Raw genomic sequence first — 19,715 nt, 5'->3', positions numbered from 1 at the left:
AACGCTGGGCGACGGAAGCCCGGACGACCTTCACGGGGAGTGGGAGCGGCGACCTGTTGCCGAAAAAATGGGGGCATCGGTCAGAACCCGGGCAGGGGCAGGCCGGAGCCCGGCGCCCATCGGAAGCCGATACGCTGATCATCTTCACCCATTCACCCGCCGGATGCAAGGCCGGGTTCCCAGATCTGCCCGCCAGCAACAATTATCGACATGATCAATCACGCTCCGTCGACTATTGCCGGTCTCCAACGACTTTCGCCAGATGCCGAGAGCCGAGGACCGGGGTGGCGCGAAACACGTCGTCGAGCAACAGGTGTCGGCCGACGACGGGCGCTCCGACACCCGGAGGGACAGGGAATGAACGCTCAGCAACTGCCGCACCGGCGTCGGGCGCATTGTCGGCCGGGTTTTCGTCGTCCACCATTCGAGGCGCCCCCGCGCCGGGGCACCGGGACGCCGGGACATCTCGATCGGGTCACGAACCCGTCCGGGTGACCGGTGGTGACACTCCGAACGGGTGACCCGGTGTGCGAGCGCCACGCACACCCGGACACCGAAGAAGTGTCCAAAGGTGCAATTCACCCCTGGAACACCGGCCGGAGCTCGCTCGTCGTGCCTACATGGCGGTACTCAAGTCGGTAACCAACCTGCATCGCGGGAGCCCCACGAGCAGCGGAACCTCAATTCCGTGTCAGGATGGCAGACGGCCTCGGCCCGGAGACAACGGCGTCGGGTCCGGACCTTCATTCCCCACAGTCGTCAAGGTGAGCCAGTTTTGATCAACTCTGCGGTCGTGAGCACCGGTCACGCGATACCGGACGGCGTCATCAGCTCGGCCGAGGTCGAAGATACCGTTACGGCCCGCAGTCAGAACTTCGCCATGCCCAGCGGGCTGGTGGAGCGACTCACCGGGGTCCGTGAGCGGCGTCACGCGGTGCCCGGCACCACCTCGTCCGACCTCGCCTCGCAGGCCGGCCTGGCCGCACTGGCCAACGCCGACGTCGACCCGCTCTCGGTCGACCTGCTGATCTACTCCTCGGCGTCGCACGACGTGTCCGAGCCCGCCACCTCGGCCATCGTGCAGCACAAGATGGGCGCGCGGAACGCCACGTTCGCCGACATCAAGAACGCCTGCAACAGCTTCCTCAACGGCCTGGACTTCGCCGCCGCCTCGATCGCCACCGGGCGCGCCCGGCGCGTGCTGGTCGTCGCCGGCGAGGTGCTCTCCCCCACCGTCAACTGGCAGATCGACAGCTCGGCCGACCTGCGCAAGAAGCTGGCCGCGCTGACCCTGGGCGACGCCGGTGCCGCGGTGCTGCTGGAGGCCTCCGACGAGGAGAACACCGGGCTGCTGCCCGGCCGCTTCGTCTCCGACGGCTCCCAGTGGGAGCTGTCCACCGTGCTGGCCGGCGGCAACCTGATGCCGCACGACAACTCGCGCTACTTCTTCGAGTGCGACAGCTCGGCCCTCCAGAGCCTGGCCGTCGAGCACATCCCGCCGCTGATCGAGAAGACGATCGCGGAGCTGGGCTGGAACCTCGACGAGGTGAAGCGGATCTTCCCGCACCAGGTGTCCAAGGGCGTCACCGAGGCGCTCTGCGCGGCCATCGACTACCCGCGCGACCAGGTGTCGGTGACGCTGGACCGGTTCGGCAACAACGCCGCCGCCAGCATCCCGCTGTCGCTGTCGCTGGCCTCCGAGCAGGGACTGCTGACCAAGGGCGACAAGATCCTGCTGGTCTGCGGCGCGGCCGGGTTCACGGCCGGCGTGCTCCCGGTGATCTGGTGAGCACGCCGACCGGCACGCCGCACGGCGTCGACCCGCGCTGGGTCCGCAAGGTCACCACGCCCGACGGCCACACCTGGCACGTGCTCGACAACCAGGACGCCCTGGACGGCCGCACGCCCGTCGGCACGCTGCTGTGCGTGCACGGCAACCCGACCTCGTCGTACCTGTGGCGGCACGTGATCGCCGCGGCCACCGAGTCCGGGCAGCCCTGGCGGGTGGTCGCCATGGACCAGCTCAACATGGGCCTGTCCGACCGCACCGGCGTGCGGCGCCGGCTCGGCACCCGCCTCGACGACCTGGACCGGCTCACCGACGCCCTCGACCTCCAGGGCCCGATCGTCACGCTCGGGCACGACTGGGGCGGCGCGATCTCGCTGGGCTGGGCGGTACGCCACACCGACCGGCTGGCCGGCGTCGCGGTGCTGAACACCGCCGTGCACCAGCCGCCCGGCTCGGCCCTGCCGTTCCTGATCGCCGCGGCCCGGCTGCCCGGCGTACGCCGCCTGGTCACCGCGACCACCCCGATCTTCCTCCAGGCCACGCTGGGCATCGCCCACCCGTGGCTGCCGTCGCGGGTGCGGGCGGGCTACCTGGACCCCTACCGCGGAGCCGACCGGCGCACCGGCATCGACGAGTTCGTCGAAGACATCCCGGTCGACCCCACGCACCCGAGCTGGGACGCCCTCGAAGACATCGTGCAGGGCCTGCCGCGCCTGGCCGAGCTGCCCGCGCTGATGCTGTGGGGCCCGCGCGACCCGGTGTTCACCGACCTCTACCTGCGTGACCTGCGCTCGCGTCTTCCGCAGGCCCAGGTGCACCGGTTCGAGAAGGCCGGTCACCTGGTCGCCGAGGACGCGCCGGTCGCCGAGGCGGTGGTGCGGTGGCTGACGGACGACGTGACACCCGCGATCAGCTCCCCGTCGTCCACTGTTGTGACCCCGCGCCGACCCACCGGGGTGACCACACCCCGGCGCGAGCTGTGGGCGCCGCTGGACGAGCGGGCGGACGACCCGCGACCCGTGCTGCTGGAACCGAGCGGCGCCGGCAACGACCAGCTCGGGAGCTGGCGGGCGACCAGCTGGCGGCAGCTCTCCTCCGACGTGAACCGGGTGGCCGCGGGCCTGCTGGATCAGGGTGTGCGGGCCGGTGACCGGGTGGCGCTGCTGGTGCCGCCGGGTGCCGACCTGACCGTCGCGCTCTACGCCTGCCTGCGCATCGGGGCCGTCGCCGTGATCGCCGACGCCGGACTGGGCCTGCCCGGACTGCACCGGGCCGTGCGCGGCGCGGCGGTGAAGCACGTGATCGCCGTCGACCGCGGTCTGCTGGCCGCCCGCGCCCTGCGCTGGCCGGGCCGCCGGATCGGCGTCGGGGTGAAGGCGGACTCCCGGCTCTCCCGGGTGCTCGGGGTCACCACCACCCTCGACGACCTGCGTCGCACCACCCCCACGCAGCTGCCGCCCGGCCCGCCGCCGGAGGCCGAGGCGCTGGTGCTCTTCACCTCCGGCTCGACCGGCCCCGCCAAGGGGGTCGTGTACACGTACCGCCAGGTCGAGGCGATCCGCGACGCGCTGCTGTCGGCCTACGGGCTGCGCACGGGCAACGACGACCCGGTGGACGACGACCGCTTCGTCGCCGCCTTCGCGCCGTTCGCCCTGTTCGGCCCGGGCCTGGGGATCACCTCGGCGGTGCCGGACATGGACGTCACCGCGCCGCGCACCCTGTCGGCGAAGGCCCTGGCCCAGGCGGTGCGGGCGATCGACGCCACGGTGGTGTTCGCCTCACCGGCCGCACTGGCGAACGTCCTGGCCACCGCCGGCCGGATGGCCGACGGCGACCGGGCGGGCCTGCGTGACGTGCGGCTGCTGCTGTCGGCCGGCGCCCCGGTGCCCGCCGAGCTGCTCGGCCAGGTGCAGGAGCTGCTGCCCTCCGCCGGGCTTCACACGCCCTACGGCATGACCGAGGCGCTGCTGCTCACCGACGTCGACCTGCCCGGGCTGGAGGCCGTCGGCCCCGGCAACGGCGTGCTGGTCGGCAGGCCGCTGCCCGGCGTCGAGATCGTGATCAGCCCGCTCGACGCGCACGGCGCCGCGGACTCCGGCGACACCACAACCAAGCACGGCGTCACCGGCGAGATCCTGGTGCGGGCGCGGCATCTCAAGGAACGCTACGACCAGCTCTGGCTCACCCAGAAGGTCACCTCCACGCCGGACGGCTGGCACCGCACCGGCGACGTGGGCCACTTCGACGCCGAGGGCCGCCTCTGGGTCGAGGGCCGGCTGGTGCACGTGCTCAGCCCGGCGGGCGGTTTCGTCACGCCGTACGGGGTGGAGCAGCGCATCCAGGCGGTACCCGGGGTGCACCGGGCCGCACTGGTCGGGGTCGGCCCGGCCGGTTCGCAGCACCTGGTCGCGGTGCTGGAGGCCGACGCCCCCGGCGGTGTGGCGCCTCTCAACCTGGCTGCCCGGGTGCGCTCGGCGGCCGCGGTCGAGCTGGCCGCGGTGCTGGTCACCGATGCCCTGAAGACCGACATCCGGCACAACTCCAAGATCGACCGCACCCACGTGGCCGCCTGGGCGGCGGGAAAGCTGGCCGGCTCGCGATGAAGGTTCTCGTCACCGGCGCCAGCGGCATGCTCGGCGGCGGGGTGGCCCTGAAACTGGCCGCACGCGGCGACGACGTGACGGTCTTCCAGCGCCGTCCGTCGTCCCTGACCGGGGTTCGCGAGATCACCGGTGACATCACCGACCAGGCCGCGATCGGCCGGGCCGTCGAGGGCATGGATGCCGTGGTGCACCTGGCCGCCAAGGTGAACGTGACCGGTCCCTGGCCGGAGTACGCCGCCGCCAACATCGAGGGCGTGCGCAACCTGGTCGGTGCCCTCAAGCAGGCCGGCACGCCCCGGCTGGTGCAGGTGTCGTCGCCGTCCGTGGCCCATCACGGTCACGCCCTGACCGGGGCCGGGGCCGGGCCTGCGGACCCGCGCCGGGCCCGCGGCAACTACGCCCGCAGCAAGGCCACCGGCGAGCGCATCGCCCTGGCCGCCGACGGGCCCGGGCTGGCCGTCGTGGCCGTGCGCCCGCACCTGGTCTGGGGGCCGGGCGACACCCAGCTGGTGGGGCGCATCGTGGAGCGGGCCCGGCAGGGCCGGCTGCCGCTGATCGGTTCCGGGGCCGCGCTGATCGACACCACCTACGTGGACAACGCCGTGGACGCCACGGTGGCCGCGCTCGACCACGCCGAGAGCGCGCGGGGCCGGGCGCTGGTGGTCACCAACGGCGAACCCCGGCCGGTGGCCGACCTGTTCGCCCGGTTGTGTGACGCGGCCGGGGTGCAGCCGCCGGCCCGCCGGGTGCCGTTCCCGGTGGCCTGGCTGGCCGGGGCCGCGGTGGAGGGGGCATGGGCGCTGGGCAAGCGGCACGACGACCCGCCGATCACCCGGTTCCTGGCCGAGCAGCTGGCCACCGCGCACTGGTTCGAGCAGCGCACCACCCGGGCCGTGCTGGACTGGACGCCCGCGGTCGGGCTGGAGGAGGGCTTCGACCGGCTGGCCCGGTGGTACGCCCGGTGAGACGGCGGCTGCCCGTGCTGGCGGCCGATGTCAACCCGCAACACCGCCGCCCGACCGGACAAGGCGGGACAACCCGTGACCGCATCCTCACCTTGAGTGCGACACGGATCGCCAAATCGCCCGGCTGCCCGGGTTTTCCGTGACGGTGATGGTGAACCGGCCCGTCGGCGGCGGTCGGCCACTACTTTCTTGTCATGACCTCCGGACTCCGCGTCGTCCTGGCGTCGTACGGCGTGCCGCAGTTCCGGTTCCTCTCCGACCTGCTCGCCGGCCTCGGGCACGAGGTGGTCGCGTTCACGATGAGCCGCTCCATGCGGCCGAATTCGCCGCCCGACCCGCAGATGCGACCGGCCGTGACCGATCTCGCCGCGTCGGTGCCGGGCGGGACAGACCTGCTGTTCCCGGCGAATGCCGATTCGTTGCAGCCTCTTCTGAGCGGTTACCGGCCTGACCTGTTCCTGGTGTTCGGTTTCAACTGGCGCCTGCCCCGGGCCGTCTTCGACCTGCCTCGACTGGGCACGGTCAACATCCACACCGCCCTGCTGCCGCAGTGGCGCGGTCCCTCCCCGGTGCCCTGGGCCATCCGGTCCGGTGAGACCTCGCTGGGGCTCACCCTGCACCGGGTCGACGAGCGGCCGGACGGCGGGCCGGTGCTGGCCGCCTCCCGCGGCATCGAGGTGCCCGACCGGGTGGTTCCCGACGACGTCTGGGAGGCGACCCGACCGGTCCTGGCCCGGCTGCTCCCGATCGCCCTGCAACGGCTCGCCGCCGGCGACCCGGGTGACGAGCAGGACGAGTCCCTGGCCTCCTACGCCGGTTTCCCCACCCCGGACTGGTTCTCGATCACCTGGGACGCGCCGCGCGAGGAGGTGCACCACCGGATCCGGGCCGCTGCCTTCCTCGGCGGCGGACGTGGGCCGGTGGCGCAGGTGGCCGGGCGCCCGGTGCGGGTGAACGCCTCCAGCACGCAGCCCGCCCCCGGGCTGCGGGTGGAGTGCGCCGACGGTCCGCTGTGGCTGGTCGACACCGAGGACCCGCCCGGGCCGGACGACTGATCACGCCGGGTCCGCCAGTGCCCGGGCCCGCCGGCGCAGGGCCTGGGCCCGGGCGTCGGCGAAGGGCCCGGCGAGCCGCAGAGCCCGGGACGCCTCTTCCTCAGCGGCGTCCGGTGCGGGCGCCACCTCGGCCGCCCGCACCAGCGCGAGTGCCTCGTTCCAGTCGTCGCCCAGGTCACGGTGCATGCGCGCGGCCTGCCGCAGGAAGGCCAGGGCCTCGGCCGGATCCCCGCCGCCGGCGGCGGCCAGCACCTCCCCGTTCAGGGCGACGGCCATCGCCTCCCGGCTGCGGTCGGCCAGCTGCCGTTGCAGGGACGCCGAGGCGGCGCAGCACTGGAGGGCCTGCGGCAGCTCCCCCGCCGCGAGGTGCACGCGTCCCGACTCCAGCAGCCAGAACCCCTCCCAGGCCCTGCTGCCGACGTCCTCGGCGATGCCCAGGGCCTCGTCGACGGACGCCCTCGCGGCCGGCAGATCACCCGCCAGGCGCTGGGCCCAGGCCAGCAGCCACAGGGCGTTGCCCCGCAGGCCCGGGTCGCCCAGCCGGGCGAAGGTTCCGGGCAGATCGCTCAGCCCGGCGACGAGCGCGGCCGCCCCGGCCCGATCGGGGGCGTCCGGATCCATCGCCTCCAGCTCGGACTCCGCCGCGTTCGACGTCATGATGCCCACCCACCTCTCGTCGCCGGCCGCCGCGAACATCGTGGCCGCCCGGGCGAAACTCTGCCGGGCGGCGTCGAGATCGCGGGTGCGCAACCCGATCAGGCCCAGGGCATTGAGCGACTCGCCCTGCCCGGGCCGGTCGCCGGTGGCCTCGCGCACCGCCAGGGCCCGTTCGTGCACCGCCCGGGCCGGTTCCAGCTGCCGGGTGCGGAACAGGTACTTGCCCCGGTTGTCGAGTGCCTGCCCCAGCCTGCCGGGTTCGCGCAGCGTCTCCGCCGCGGCCACCGCGGTCCGGCTCATCACCTCCCAGTCCGCGAACATGAAGTGGCTCGCGTGCAGGGCCCCGGCCGTCATCGCCAGCTCCCAGGCGGTCAGGGCCAGTCCGGCGGCGAAAGCCGCGGTGCAGCAGGCGATCAGGTTGTCACGCTCGGTCTCGAACCATTCCAGCGCGGTGACCGGGGAGGCGAACGACAGCGGCTCCACCGTTCCGGGCGTGCCGGGCGTCAGCGGAAAGCGGTCGCCGGGGGCGAGGACCAGGGCCGCCTGGTCGACGGTGAGGGTGAACCACCGCACCAGCCGCTCCAGCATCCGGGTCCGCTCGGCCTCACTCTCCGCCTCGCGCGCCTGGTCCACGGCGTAGGCCCGCAGCAGGTCGTGGCACCGGAAGCGGCCCGGGTGCGGTGAACTCAGCAGGCAGGCACCGAGCAGCAGGTCGAGAGCCCGCCGGGTCCGGGTGACCGTTTCGCCGAGCAGCACCGCGGCCGGCATCAGGGCGATGTCGGTTCCGGGATACACCCCGAGGGCCCGGAACAGGCCGGCCGCCTGTGGCGTGAGCGCCCGGTAGGACCAGGCGAACACCGCCCGCACCGCCTCCTCCTCACCCTCGTCACCGATGCTCAGGGCGTCCCACAGCGAGGTGGAGTCCCGCAGGTCGCCGATCAGCTCGCCGAGCTCCATGGTCGGCCGTGCGCTGGCCCGTTCGGCCGCGATCCGCAGGGCCAGCGGCAGATTCGCGCACAGCCGGGCGAGTTCGGCCAGCGACCGCTCGTCGTCACGCCGGTGGCCGGCGGTGGTGACCCGGGTCAGCAGATCGACCGCGTCCCGGTCGGAGAGGACGTCGACATGCACCCGGCGCGCACCGTCACGCACCGCCAGGGCAGGCAGGGCGCTACGGCTCGTGACCAGCAGCAGCGAACCGACCGTGCCCGGTATCAGCGGCCTCACCTGGGCTGCCGAGGCAGCGTTGTCGAGCACCACCAGAACCCGGCGGCGGGCCAGCAGGCTGCGCAGTAAGGCTGAGCGTTCTTGCAGGTCGGCGGGGATCCGGTCGGCGGGCAGACCGAGGTCGCGCAGCACCCGGTCGAGCAGGTCCGCGACCTCCAGCGGTCTGCTCTCACCGTAGCCGCGCAGGTCGTAGTAGATCTGCCCGTCCGGGAAGAGCTCCTCCACCCGGTGCCCGAAGTGCAGGGCCAGAGCGGTCTTTCCGACGCCGGCCGATCCGGTGACGACGATGACCGTGGAGGCGCCGGTGCCCGATGCGGTGTGTGCGGTGTGTGCGGCATGCGCGGCGTGCGCGGCGGCGAGCTCGCCCAGCGAGGCCAGCTCACCGAGCCGGTTGACGAACACGCCGACGTCGCCGGGAAGCTGGCGGGGGACGGTGCTTCCGTCGGCCCGCCGGGCCGGTCTCCCGTAGAAGTGTATGCCCCCGGAAACGTCGCGGGCCTGCACCAGATCGTCGAGACGGCCTGCCTCGACCTGGTTCTCCTGATCCGCGTCGTCGTGCGGCCCGGTGGCGCTCATCCCGGCACCCGCTCACGACCGGATGGGTGCAGGACGGCCCCTCGAACGCAGATAGTCCGCCGGCAGGGCCGGGCGGTCCGGGAGCACCGGCTGCGCCGGATCGATCTCCCGCCCGAAGAAGGCGGCGATCGGCTCGGCCCGGCGGTACAGGTCGCCGATCAGCTCCCGGCCCGCCCTCACGACATCGGCGTCCCGGTAGCGCACGGCATGGTCGAGCACTCCCGAATCATCGTAAACAGCCTCGTACATCACGGTTTCGTCCATCGTGTAGATCTCCGGCAGCGGCCCGCCCGTCTCCAGCCCGGCCACCGCACCCGCGTCGAGCACCCGGATCGGCCCGCCCGCCTCGTCGCGGATCCGGAGCAACCGCAGCTCCCATTGCAGGTAGGCCGACAGCGGCCGTTCCACCACCCGGACCCGGGCGGTGCGGGTGCCGGCCTGCCGCAGCTCGCGGTGGTAGGCCTCGAGATCGGCCCGGCGGCGCTCGATCAGCCGCGCGGCGGTATCCCAGTCGCCGGCCTCGAACGCCAGCCAGCTCTCGTCCGCCGGTTCGGCGAAGGTCTGCCCGCGCTCCAGTTTCCAGAACTCCTGGCAGCCCGCCATCCTCTGCTCGAAATCGGCGTAATAGTCGGCGAGCTGCTGGATCTCGCCACCACGCAGGTCGATCGGCACGGCCGGCCCCATCACTGGTCCGGGATGTCGGTCTTGGCTGCCACGATGGTGCGGCGCGGAATGACGACCAGGCTCTCGCCCGGGTCGATCGACACCCCGTCCGGCAGCCTGCCGGTGTAACTGTGGCTGAGCTCGGTGCCGATCACCGCGATGTCACCGTTGTCGAGTTCCCAGATGTCGGGACAGCTCACATTGCCCGCCGTCTGTCCCAGCTCGTGCGACGACTTGCCCAGCCGCCGCAGAAAATTGGCAGAGCTGTCCGCGCTCCATTTCCCCGGATTACTCCCCGTCACAGTAACCCCCGTTTTTGATTGTGGCCGAACGCATGGCAGAAATTACACACTGAGTAAAATGTCGCTACCAGCGAGGATCACCCAGGACAACGAATCCGTCCACCCCCAGGCGCCGGGAGGACCCGATGACCAACGACCTGATCAGCCAGGTGGTGGCCGAACTGACAGCCGCGGCCGACCGCCCCGCCGCGTTCGCCGAATTCACCTCCGGCCTGCGAGATCACCTGCGCCGGAGGCATCCGGCGCAGCAGGCCCTCGACGACGTTCTTCACCGCCCCATGGATACACGAGCACGTGCAGCGCTCATCGCACTACTGCATGAAAGCGTCTCAAGCGACGCCGATTTCCGCACCTGGCTGGAATCGGCCTGGAACACGCACCGCCCGGACCACGACGACACCGGGCGAACGACGACGAACACCGTGCACGGGAACGTGGGCGGTCATGCGGTGCAGGCCCGCGACATCCACGGCGGCATTCGCTTCGAATGACGCACCTTGATCGAACACCCCGCCGATGAGTCAGTTTTCGGAAGCACTGTCCTCATTACGACAGGGTGCGACCGTCACCCGGCTTGCGAGAGTCACTTGCCTCCAGCACATTTGATCAACACTCCTCCCGGTCCAGGACTATACCGGAAATCCGACCAGATTGGCATTTCCCCAAATTCGGCGGAGCATGCGGCCGGACCAGCACATCGATCCGTCCGCATGTTCCCGGCCCCGCGCCGTCAGGACGCGGGCTCGACGTAGGTCCGCCCCAGGCTCGACGCCTACTCGACCCGGGCCCGACCCGGGCCCGACCCGGGCCCGATACCGTCACGACGCGGGCTGCACCAGGCTCACCCTGCCGCTCAGCGAGCCGGTGCTGTCGCCTCCCGGGTCGACCCACACCGTCCAGGTCCCCGGCACGTCGAACACCGGGCTCTCGAACACGACGGCCGTGTCTTCCACCACGCCGGGACGGTAGAGCACCCGATAACCCGCCTCGGACCCGTCCGGCCGCAGGAACTTCAGGTCGATCGACCCGGTCCCGGGTCCCTGGCCATCGGCCGACCAGGACTGGTCCGACACCTCGAAGCGCAGCGCCTGGCCCTCGGCGCCGTCGACGGTGAGGAAGGCGTCCTGCCAGCGCACCGACGACGTCACGGTGCCCCGGCGACCGAGAGGCAGTGCGGCGTGCAGGTCTTCGACCTCGACCAGCCGGACGGTGACCGATCCGGTGGCGCGCCACTGCGGGTCGAGGGCCAGCGACCAGGTGCCGGCCACGTCGTAGGTCTCCATCTCGAGGTAGCTCTCGCGGGACTCGTAGTCCCGGGCGTAGGTGCCGTCGGGGCGGGTCAGGGTGACGCCGAGCGCCGGCACGTCGTTGTTACCGCCGCCGTAGGCCAGGTCACGCGAGACGAACTCGAGCACCGGGCGCCGTCCGGGTGTGCCGGTCAGGTCGAGGCTCACCACCTGGCCCGGCTCGGTGAACTCGACGGTCTGCACCGCACCGGTTTTCAGCGTCCCACCGGGAACCTTTTCCAGCTCGACCAGGGCGGCGGTGATCGATCCGGTGGTGGCCCGCTCCGGGTCGAGGTGCAGGGTCCAGGTGCCGCCCTGGGTGAGGGCGCGGGTCTCCGCCCAGGTGGGGGCGTCGGTGGCACGGCCCAGGTCGATCTCGGTGGCCCCGTCCGGCGAGATCAGGGTGGCCCGCACGCTGTCGTAGGAGTACAGCCCGGTGGCCGAGACCTCCCGCACGTCGTAGCCGTAGCGGCGGCCGGCGATCAGCGGCACCTCGGCGTAGACGTCCACACCGCGGTTCGTGAACTGCTCGGTGAAGGGTGTTCCCACCTCGACGGTGGTGGTCTCGTCCTGCGCCAGTTCGACGGTCAGCCGGGCGGTTCCGGTGCCGGGAGTGTGCCCGGAGTGCAGCTTGACCGCACTCACCGCCACCGTCCAGGTGCCGTCGGCCCGGATCGGGACCTCGAAGTAGGTCGTGCCGGAGGCCATTTCCGAATACGAGCTGGAGCCGGTGAAGACCGCGTACACACCGAAGGGCACGGTGATCTCGTCGACCAGCACGGCCAGCCGGGCGTGCCCGCCGGCCAGGCCGGTCGTGGTGAACGTGTACTGCGCCTTCGAGGTGGACTCCGGCAGCTCGACCGTCACCGGTGTGCCGAGTTCGATCGGGACCGGCGCCTCGGCGGCCCGGGCGGTGCCGGAAAGACCGGTCCAGCCGGTCAGTATCAGGAGCACCGACACCGCAACGGCGACGAGGCGTGACGAAAAGACAGTTCGCACCGGCGACTCCAACGTCAGTGTCGCCACTCGCGACGCCTCACAGGAGACTCACATGTTCGAAACGCGCACACAACCCGAATGTGAGGTTTGTCCCGACAGGGAACTTTGCCCGGTCGCCGGCCTCAGGTGGTCGCGATCATGATCGACCGCAGCACGTCCGCGTAACCGTCCAGGTCCACGTCCTGCGGGTCGTCCGACACCAGCCGGAACACCACCGCCCGCAGCATCGCCACCCGGGCCGGCCCGGAGGCCCAGTCCACCAGCACCTTCCGCGGCGCGACCCGCCGGAGCACGCTGTCCAGCACGCAGACCGCGTCGGCCCACAGCACCGGGCGCCAGGCCGGAGCGAAATCGATCACCACCGGCGCCCCGTCGGCGTCCAGCAGCAGGTTGCCGGCCAGGTCGGCGTGCACCAGCTGGTCCGGCCCCAGCCCGTCGTCACCCGCGGCGTCCAGGGCGTGCGACACCAGCCCGGCCACCTCGGGACGCAGCGACGGCACCGGTTCCTCACCGAACGCCACCCGCTCGGCCCTGGCCCAGCGGTCGTTGCGCCGGGCCAGCCCGGCCGGGCGCTCGCGCACCAGGGAGGCCAGCCGGGCGTGCAGCACGTGCCCGGCCGCGATCGCCACGTCCAGGTCCCGGCAGGTCACCGTGCCCGGCTCGTACCGGCTGGCGGCCCAGCCGTCCACCACCCACGAGCCGTCGCGGGCCGGCACCGGCACCGCCACCCGCAGGTCGCGGCGGTGCCGGGCGGGGTCCACGTCGAGCCGGACGGCGAACCGGGCCAGCAGCGGGCTGAGCCACTCCTGGGTGCCCGGGTCGCGGCCCGGACTGAGCACCAGGTCACCGGCGAGCACGCTGTGCCCCTGGCCGCCGGGCAACGGCTCGGGGTCTTCGGGAACGGCGAACAGGTCGAGTACGTGAGGGGAAGGACGCACCGGCCGAGCCTAACCAGATGAGGCCCCAGGACTGAACGACCGTGTCGCCCTCACGACATCTCGCGGGCCGGCACCGGCACCACCTGGAGGTCCCGCGCCACCACGACATCCGGGTGGACGTCCGACGCCTCCTTCTCGTGCACGTCGAGTTTCTCGTAACGCGAGGAGAAATGGGTCAGCACCAGCCGCCGGGCACCGGCCCGGACCGCCAGCCCGGCCGCCTGCGCCGCCGTCAGGTGCCGGTGCTCGGCGGCCCGGCCGGTCTCCGCCGTGGTGTAGGTGGCCTCGCACACCAGCAGGTCGCAGCCGTCGGCCAGGGCCAGCGCACCGTCGCACAGGGCCGTGTCCATCAGCACCGCCACCCGCTGGCCGGCACGGTGCACACTGACGTCGTCCATGCTGGTGCCCCGCACCGACTCACCCCGTTGCAGGCGACCGATCTCCGGACCCGAGATGCCCTGTCGGGCAGCCAGTTCCGGCAGAACCCGGCGCGAGTCGTCTTCCACGAACCGGTAACCCACGGTCGGCACCCGGTGGTGCAGGGGCGCGGTCCACACGCTCCAGGTGCCGAGCCGCATCACCTCCACCGGCCCGTGATCGGGGGCCGGCACCCAGCGGTGCAGCGGGTCGGGGCCGCCGGTGGCGAACCCGGTGAGCAGCGAGAGCCGCTCCAGCGACGCCTGCGGCGCCAGCACGGGCAGCGGGCCGGGCAGATCGTCCACCCGGCGGCGGTTCAGCAGGCCGGGCACGCCGAAGGTGTGGTCGCCGTGCTCGTGGGTCAGGCACAGCGCGTCGATCTGCGAACTGCGCACCCCCGCGTGCAACATCTGCCGCTGGGTGCCCTCGCCACAGTCCACCAGAACCGTGACGTCCCCCAGCCGCACCAGCGTGGCCACGTGGCTGCGCTCGCGCGTGGGCACCTGGCACGAGGTGCCCAGCGCGATGATCTCCCGGTTACCCATGCCCGGATTATCGTGGTCAGTCGTGCAGTTTCAGCACCATCTGCCGGGCCAGGTCGCGCAGCTTGACGTTGCGCCCCATCGACGCGGTCCGGAGAATCTCGAAGGCCTGGTCCGGACCGCACCGGTTCTGCGCCATGATCACGCCCTTGGCCTGCTCGATCACGGCCCGGCTGGCCATCGCGGCCCGCATGTCCGCCGCGAACTTCGCACTGTCGCTGTAGGTCACGGCATTGCCGACGGCCACCGCGACGTGCGAGGCCAGCTCCACCCCGGCCCCCAGCTCGGCCTCCGGAACCCCGGTCGATCGGCCGTACCAGTTCAGCGCGCCGATCAGGTCGGTCTGTAGCGGCAACGGCACCGACACCGCACTGAGGACGCCCTGCGCGGCCACCTTGGAGGCGTACTCCGGCCAGCGGGTCTCCCGGGTCATGTCGGGAATCGTCAGCACCTCACCGGACTGCCCGGCGTCGAGACAGGGGCCGTAGCCGTAGCCGTACTGGAGCTCGTCCGCGGCCAGCGCGAGTTCGCCCGTGTGGGCGGCGGTGAACGGTCTCTCGTTGCGGATCAGGGTGATCGACACCTCGTCCATGCCCGGCAGACCGTCCTGGGCGATGGCGACGTAGCGTCCCAGCAACTGCTCCAGGGACGCGTTCTCGAGCCGCACGCCCAGCAGTTGCGTGAGCACTGCGGCGGGTAGGTTCGACATATGGTGACGTTACCTTGCCATTGGTCACCGGTCCTGACGAGACGCTCCGACCCGGGCCACCGCCCGCCCGGTTCCACAGCCGGTCGGCTGAACGCACCGGATAATGCGCCCTCGTGAGCGAACCGGAGTTCCTGACCTCGACCCGCGCCACCTACGAGACCGTGGCGCGGGCCTACACCGAAGCGTCGCGGGAAGGGCTGCGGGAACGTCCCTTCGACCGCGCCTTCCTGACGCTGTTCGCCGAGCTGGTGCGGGAGGCGGGCGGGACCCCGGGCGGCCGGGTGGCCGACGTGGGCTGCGGACCGGGGCACGTCACCCGGTTCCTGCGTGACCTCGGCCTGCATGCGTTCGGGCTCGACCTCTCCCCGGCGATGCTCGGCCGGGCCCGGGAGACGTACCCGGATCTGGAGTTCCGCGAGGCCTCGGTGCTCGACCTCGGCGTGACCGACCAGAGCCTCGACGGCATCGTGGCCCTGTTCTCCTTCAACACCGTTCCGCCCGAGCATCTTTCCGTCATGCTGAACGGCTTCCGCCGGGCGCTGCGTCCCGGTGGGCTGGTCCTGCTGGCCTTCAGCGTGCGTGAGACACCCCTCGGCATGACCAGCTGGCTGGACCACGAGGTCGACCTGCCGCTCCAGCGTCTGGTGCCGGACGAGGTGGCGCGGGCCCTCACCGACGCGGGACTACCGGTGGTGTCGCAGACCGTGCGGGCACCGCGCCCACCTCACGAGACCCGGCCCTACGCACACCTGCTGGCCTCGCGCCCGACCGTCTTCTGACGTCACCCGTCACCGGCCAGCGAGGCGGCGTCGGTGTGCCCGAACAGGCCGGGGAGCCCACCGGTGTGCAGCAGGACGGTTCGCTCCCCGGCCCGGACCGTGCCGTCGGCCACCGCGGCCACCAGCCCGGCCGCGGCCCGGCCGGTGTAGACCGGGTCGAGCACCACGCCCTCGGTGCGGGCGGTCAGCGAAATCGCCTCGCGCACGGCCGGTGTCACCACCGCATAGCCCTCACCCACCTGGTCGCGGCGCATCACGAGCCCGTCCGCCGCACCGCCCATCGCGTGAAGCAGCCCGGCGACGGCGGCCACCGGGTCGGCCAGTGCCCCCACGTCCACACCGAGCACCCGGGCCGCACCGAGGGCGTGCACCAGGCCGGCCATCGTGCCGCCCGACCCGACCGCCACCACCACCCGGTCGAGTTCTGGTTCCTGGCCCAGCAATTCGGTGCCGGCCTCGGCATACCCCAGGGCCCCGAGCGGGCTCGACCCGCCGAACGGGATCACCGCGACGGTGTCTCCCGCCGCCCGCAGCCGCTCGGCCTCCTGCGCCACCCGCTCCCCCAGCGCGGCCGGGGCGAGGTCACCGGCCCAGACGATCTCGGCACCGAAGAGGTGATCCAGCAACAGGTTTCCGACCGGCACCGCCGGCGCCTGCCCGGTCAGCACCAGCACGGCCCGCAGACCGGCCCGGGCCGCCGCGGCCGCCGTCAGCCGGGCATGGTTGCTCTGCGCCGCACCGCTGGTGATCACCACCCCGGCCCCGTCGGCCAGCGCCGCGGCCAGGGTGTGCTCCAGCTTGCGCACCTTGTTGCCGCCGCCGCCCAGGCCGATCAGGTCGTCCCGCTTGATCCACAGGTCACCCGGATGCAGGCCGAGTGCCGCCGCCAGACGGGGCGCGGGTTCCAGCGGTGTGGGATAACTGCCCAGACGCGGCGCGGTGGAGGTCATCGGGGGAGACTACGCTCGGCCCGGTGCATCCTGCCGAGCACGCCCTCGAGTCCGAGCGCCGCCTGTTTCCCGCGACCCACGAGCTGACCGACCCCACCACCCCCGGCAAGAGCCTGCTGACCCGCGCCACCCACCCGGCCACCACCGAACTCTCCCTCACCCCGATCAGCGGCGAGGCGGACTGGGCCCGGTACGAGCGGTTCCGGATCGAGGTGGAGGCCGGTTTCGGCGTCGGACCGGAACTGGCGCGGGCCATGGTCACGACCCTGCGCGAACGCACCGTCCACCTGGGTCTGACCATGCTCTTCGCCCGAACGACCGGGGACGTCGTGGGCGCCGTCGGGTTCTTCCGGCTCACCGACCCGGCCTGGGCCCGGTTGCAGGAGGTCGACGTGTTCCCGGCCTGGCGCGGAAGGGGTTTCGGCAACGCGCTGCTGTCGGCCGTCTCCGCCCACCTGGCCGGGATCGGCGTGGGCACCAGCGTCGTAGGGGCGGACGAGGACGACTGGCCCCTGAGCTGGTACCGGCGCCGAGGCTTCACCGTCGTCACCCGGGTGCCGTTGAGCCGCTGACGTCGTCCACCGTTCGACAGCTCAGTAGGCGTTGTGCACCTGGCTGTAATTCCATGCTCCGCAGGGGGTTCCGTACCGTTCGGCGATGTAGTCCAGCCCCCAGCGGATCTGCGTGACCGGATTGCCGCGCCAGTCGTCCCCGGCCGAGGCCATCTTGCTGCCGGGCAGCGACTGCGGAATGCCGTACGCGCCCGACGACGGGTTGCTGGCCAGGTAGTTCCAGTTGCTCTCCTTGGTCCACAGCGAGTCCAGGCAGGAGAACTGGGACTGCGGCCAGCCGCGGTCGGCGGCCATCAGTCTCGCCGCCGGCCGGGGGTCGCGGCGGGCCTCGCGCAGCGCCTTGCGACGACGTTCCGCCGCCGCCCGGAGCCGCGCCTGCGCCGCCCTGGCCTGCGCGAGAGCCGCGTCCGCCTTGGCCGGCGCGGCGTCACGCTGAGCCCGGAGCCGCTGCCGCACCCGCGCCGCCTCCAGCTCGAAACCGGTCTCCACCGCCGCCGCCCGCAACTCGGGGACCGCCACGAACGCCGACGCCCGCATCGCAGCCCCACCGTCCGGCCCCGGAAGCGGGATCCCGTTCTGCGCCAGGTACGACGCGCCGGCCCCCTGCCCCCCGACCACCAGCGCCAGAACCAGCATCCGGACCGTTCTGCGCCCCACCACCGGTAGCGCCGGCATCGCGCGCGGCACACCGGGCACCCCCGCCACCGCTGTCGGCCCGGCCAGGGGCGCGGTGGACGACACCGGCACCTCAGCCCGCGCCGGCACCTCGGCCCGCGCCGGCTCCTCCGCCTGCGTCGATGCTTCCGCCCGCGCCGTCTCACCCGCCGGCACCGTCACGGGCGGCGGCATCGTCACGGGCGCCGACACCGTCACACCCGCCGGCACCGTCACGGGCGCGGCCACAGGCGACGGCGGCCGCTGCCCACCACCCGGCCCCGCCGGGCGACCACCGGCCGGACGGCTCCCGGCGGCCCGGCGCGCGGCGGCGCGCCGCAGGTCAGAGCGTTTCGGATAGACACGCGCCCCCGGCTGTCCGCCTGTGCTCAGCCACTGGTCGGCGAGATCCGGCTCCTCAGCCGTAGCAACCGCCACCGTCGTCACAGCGACCACGGTGGCGGTTACCGGCGCCGGGCGACAAGCACCACCGGCGCGGCCCGGCCAAGATTCACCGTGGGCTAACGGCCGGACCGCCAGGGGTGAGCCCTGGCCGAAAAGCCCATTTTGTCGTACCCGCCTGGCAGGCTGCGAACCATGGACGATTCCCGCTGGCACCTCTCGCACAGCACCGACGAGCGGGCACTGCTGCTCGCCTTCCTCGACTTTCAGCGTGATGCCCTGGCCCGCAAGTGCTCACTTGAAGACGACGCTGAGCTCCGCCGCCGATCGGTACCGACCTCGCACCTCACCCTGATCGGGCTCCTCCGGCATCTCGCGGCCGTCGAGCGGTGGTACTTCCAGGTCATCGCCGCGCAGCAGTCCCCGCCCGAGCTCTACACCGAAACCGATGATCCGGCAGAAGAATTCACCCACCTCGCCACGGCCACCGGAGAATCGGCCCGCGCCACCTGGCACACCCAGGTCGACCACTCCCGCCGTATCACCGCAGAACTGGCCCTGGACGACGCGTTGGCGCACCCGACCCACGGCCGCCCCCTCACCCTGCGCTGGATTCTGCTGCACATGATCGACGAGTACGCCCGCCACAACGGCCACGCCGACCTGATCCGCGAGGCCATCGACGGATCCACAGGCGAGTAGCCGCGTGGCCGGCTAGCCGATTGGCTCGGTATGCACCTACTGAGAGACTTGTGCCATGCGGGATCGATGGGAGCTCTATCTGGCCTGGCGGCGCCGAGTGGCCATGAACCGCACCAAGGACGTGCTGAGCCGTGCGGCGGTGTTCGCCACCGTCATGGCGATCCTGCAATGGTTCTGGTCGGGGTCGTTCTGGTCGTCCTTCTTCCTCGTAGCGTTCACCACGCTGCTGGCCAGCACCGTCCATGCCCTCACCTGGTCCCCGCCCGACGCCACCGACCCTCGGGCTCTCGACGAGACGCACCAGGATCAGGGGAATTCCATCCCCTCGGCCCGCAACGGCCTCCCCCGGTGACCGAGCCTCCGCCGCCCGACGACGACACCGTCCACACCATCAGCGTCACCCCCGCCACCCCGGCGGATCTGCCGGCGATCTGGCCGCTGGCCTCGGCCCTGGCCACTTCGTACGTCCCCCGCCGAGCCGCCTTCGCCGAGTCGTACGGCGAGATCATCACCGACCCCCGCCAGGCCCTGCTGCTGGCCAGAAGTGCCGACGGCGAGCGCGTTCTCGGCTATGTGCACGTCCTGGCTCATCACGCGTTCCATGCGAACGGCCTGATCGCCTGGGTCGAGGAGCTGATCGTCGACGAGTCCGCGCGCGGCCACGGACTGGGCGCCGGGCTGATGCGCGCGGCGCAGGACTGGGCCCGGGCGGCCGGCTGCGCCTACCTGAGCCTGGCCACGCGCCGGGCCGCCGGGTTCTACCGGCATCTGGACTACGAGGACTCCGCCGTCTACTTCAAGAAGGAGCTAGGGCGCGCTTCCTCATGACCGGCTGGACTCCGACGCGAGAGGCTACGGGAGAGGCCCTTCGTGTTTTGACACCACCTTGGGCGTCTGGCCGGTGTGAAAAACGAAAGACCCTCTGGTGCCG

19 protein-coding genes are annotated in these 19,715 nt (G+C 72.2%); 10 read left to right on the top strand and 9 right to left on the bottom strand.

Annotated elements, in window-relative coordinates:
* Positions 1-793: 793 nt before the first annotated feature.
* The 4 genes from KIH74_RS10955 to KIH74_RS10940 all read left to right on the top strand — a co-directional run bounded on the left by KIH74_RS10955 (position 794) and on the right by KIH74_RS10940 (position 6,412).
* The gene (locus KIH74_RS10955; RefSeq protein ID WP_214155743.1) at positions 794-1,789 is read left to right on the top strand and encodes a 3-oxoacyl-ACP synthase III family protein; all 996 of its coding nucleotides are present in this window, start codon (positions 794-796) and stop codon (positions 1,787-1,789) included.
* Positions 1,786-4,392 carry an alpha/beta fold hydrolase gene (locus KIH74_RS10950; RefSeq protein ID WP_214155742.1) on the top strand — a complete coding sequence of 869 codons (2,607 nt, stop codon included), beginning with the start codon at positions 1,786-1,788 and terminating at the stop codon, positions 4,390-4,392. Before KIH74_RS10955 ends, KIH74_RS10950 begins: the two co-directional genes overlap by 4 nt.
* Positions 4,389-5,357, top strand: coding sequence for an NAD-dependent epimerase/dehydratase family protein (locus tag KIH74_RS10945; protein WP_214155741.1), 969 nt, complete (start codon positions 4,389-4,391; stop codon positions 5,355-5,357). Before KIH74_RS10950 ends, KIH74_RS10945 begins: the two co-directional genes overlap by 4 nt.
* 194 nt (positions 5,358-5,551) lie before the next feature.
* Positions 5,552-6,412, top strand: coding sequence for a methionyl-tRNA formyltransferase (locus tag KIH74_RS10940; protein ID WP_214155740.1), 861 nt, complete (start codon positions 5,552-5,554; stop codon positions 6,410-6,412).
* Here the strand turns inward: KIH74_RS10940 and KIH74_RS10935 are convergent, their stop codons facing one another.
* From KIH74_RS10935 to KIH74_RS10925, 3 genes are read right to left on the bottom strand one after another with little or no spacing between them, the layout of a single operon-like run.
* Entirely contained in the window at positions 6,413-8,869 is a 2,457-nt protein-coding gene (locus KIH74_RS10935; RefSeq protein WP_214155739.1) for a tetratricopeptide repeat protein, read from the bottom strand. It abuts the gene before it with no gap.
* A gap of 12 nt (positions 8,870-8,881) precedes the next feature.
* A complete protein-coding gene (locus KIH74_RS10930; RefSeq protein WP_214155738.1) occupies positions 8,882-9,541 on the bottom strand; it encodes a DUF6879 family protein in 660 nt (219 codons plus the stop codon).
* Positions 9,542-9,552: 11 nt separating this feature from the next.
* A complete protein-coding gene (locus KIH74_RS10925) occupies positions 9,553-9,834 on the bottom strand; it encodes a hypothetical protein (protein WP_214155737.1) in 282 nt (93 codons plus the stop codon).
* 125 nt (positions 9,835-9,959) lie between these two features.
* Between KIH74_RS10925 and KIH74_RS10920 the strand changes: the two genes are divergently transcribed.
* Positions 9,960-10,325, top strand: a complete 366-nt coding sequence (locus tag KIH74_RS10920; RefSeq protein WP_214155736.1) for a hypothetical protein — start codon at positions 9,960-9,962, stop codon at positions 10,323-10,325.
* A gap of 327 nt (positions 10,326-10,652) precedes the next feature.
* Here the strand turns inward: KIH74_RS10920 and KIH74_RS10915 are convergent, their stop codons facing one another.
* The 4 genes from KIH74_RS10915 to KIH74_RS10900 all read right to left on the bottom strand — a co-directional run bounded on the left by KIH74_RS10915 (position 10,653) and on the right by KIH74_RS10900 (position 14,725).
* The gene (locus KIH74_RS10915) at positions 10,653-12,119 is read right to left on the bottom strand and encodes a hypothetical protein (protein WP_214155735.1); all 1,467 of its coding nucleotides are present in this window, start codon (positions 12,117-12,119) and stop codon (positions 10,653-10,655) included.
* Between the two features lie 122 nt (positions 12,120-12,241).
* Positions 12,242-13,057 (bottom strand): hypothetical protein, encoded by an 816-nt coding sequence (locus KIH74_RS10910; protein WP_214155734.1) that lies wholly within the window; start codon positions 13,055-13,057, stop codon positions 12,242-12,244.
* 50 nt (positions 13,058-13,107) lie between these two features.
* Positions 13,108-14,019, bottom strand: coding sequence for a ribonuclease Z (locus tag KIH74_RS10905; protein ID WP_214155733.1), 912 nt, complete (start codon positions 14,017-14,019; stop codon positions 13,108-13,110).
* Positions 14,020-14,035: 16 nt separating this feature from the next.
* Positions 14,036-14,725 carry a GAF and ANTAR domain-containing protein gene (locus tag KIH74_RS10900; RefSeq protein WP_214155732.1) on the bottom strand — a complete coding sequence of 230 codons (690 nt, stop codon included), beginning with the start codon at positions 14,723-14,725 and terminating at the stop codon, positions 14,036-14,038.
* Positions 14,726-14,838: 113 nt separating this feature from the next.
* On the opposite strand from KIH74_RS10900, the gene KIH74_RS10895 reads away from it, so the two are divergent.
* Positions 14,839-15,504: a class I SAM-dependent methyltransferase gene (locus KIH74_RS10895; RefSeq protein WP_214155731.1), complete on the top strand. Its 666-nt coding sequence runs from the start codon at positions 14,839-14,841 to the stop codon at positions 15,502-15,504.
* A 2-nt stretch (positions 15,505-15,506) separates the two neighbouring features.
* Here KIH74_RS10895 and KIH74_RS10890 read toward each other — a convergent pair whose 3' ends face one another.
* Complete coding sequence (locus tag KIH74_RS10890) at positions 15,507-16,454, bottom strand: pyridoxal-phosphate dependent enzyme (RefSeq protein ID WP_214155730.1); 948 nt, start codon at positions 16,452-16,454, stop codon at positions 15,507-15,509.
* A gap of 23 nt (positions 16,455-16,477) precedes the next feature.
* On the opposite strand from KIH74_RS10890, the gene KIH74_RS38505 reads away from it, so the two are divergent.
* Complete coding sequence (locus KIH74_RS38505; RefSeq protein ID WP_214155729.1) at positions 16,478-17,026, top strand: GNAT family N-acetyltransferase; 549 nt, start codon at positions 16,478-16,480, stop codon at positions 17,024-17,026.
* A 21-nt stretch (positions 17,027-17,047) separates the two neighbouring features.
* Here the strand turns inward: KIH74_RS38505 and KIH74_RS10880 are convergent, their stop codons facing one another.
* Complete coding sequence (locus KIH74_RS10880) at positions 17,048-17,893, bottom strand: aggregation-promoting factor C-terminal-like domain-containing protein (RefSeq protein ID WP_214155728.1); 846 nt, start codon at positions 17,891-17,893, stop codon at positions 17,048-17,050.
* A 384-nt stretch (positions 17,894-18,277) separates the two neighbouring features.
* Between KIH74_RS10880 and KIH74_RS10875 the strand changes: the two genes are divergently transcribed.
* From KIH74_RS10875 to KIH74_RS10865, 3 genes are read left to right on the top strand one after another with little or no spacing between them, the layout of a single operon-like run.
* The gene (locus KIH74_RS10875; RefSeq protein WP_214155727.1) at positions 18,278-18,784 is read left to right on the top strand and encodes a DinB family protein; all 507 of its coding nucleotides are present in this window, start codon (positions 18,278-18,280) and stop codon (positions 18,782-18,784) included.
* Positions 18,785-18,839: 55 nt separating this feature from the next.
* Positions 18,840-19,136, top strand: coding sequence for a hypothetical protein (locus tag KIH74_RS10870; RefSeq protein ID WP_214155726.1), 297 nt, complete (start codon positions 18,840-18,842; stop codon positions 19,134-19,136).
* Positions 19,133-19,612: a GNAT family N-acetyltransferase gene (locus tag KIH74_RS10865; RefSeq protein WP_214155725.1), complete on the top strand. Its 480-nt coding sequence runs from the start codon at positions 19,133-19,135 to the stop codon at positions 19,610-19,612. Before KIH74_RS10870 ends, KIH74_RS10865 begins: the two co-directional genes overlap by 4 nt.
* Positions 19,613-19,715: the final 103 nt, after the last annotated feature.

Source organism: Kineosporia corallincola, from assembly GCF_018499875.1.
In the GTDB taxonomy this organism is placed as follows: domain Bacteria; phylum Actinomycetota; class Actinomycetes; order Actinomycetales; family Kineosporiaceae; genus Kineosporia; species Kineosporia corallincola.
This window is presented reverse-complemented; position numbering and strand designations above follow the sequence as displayed.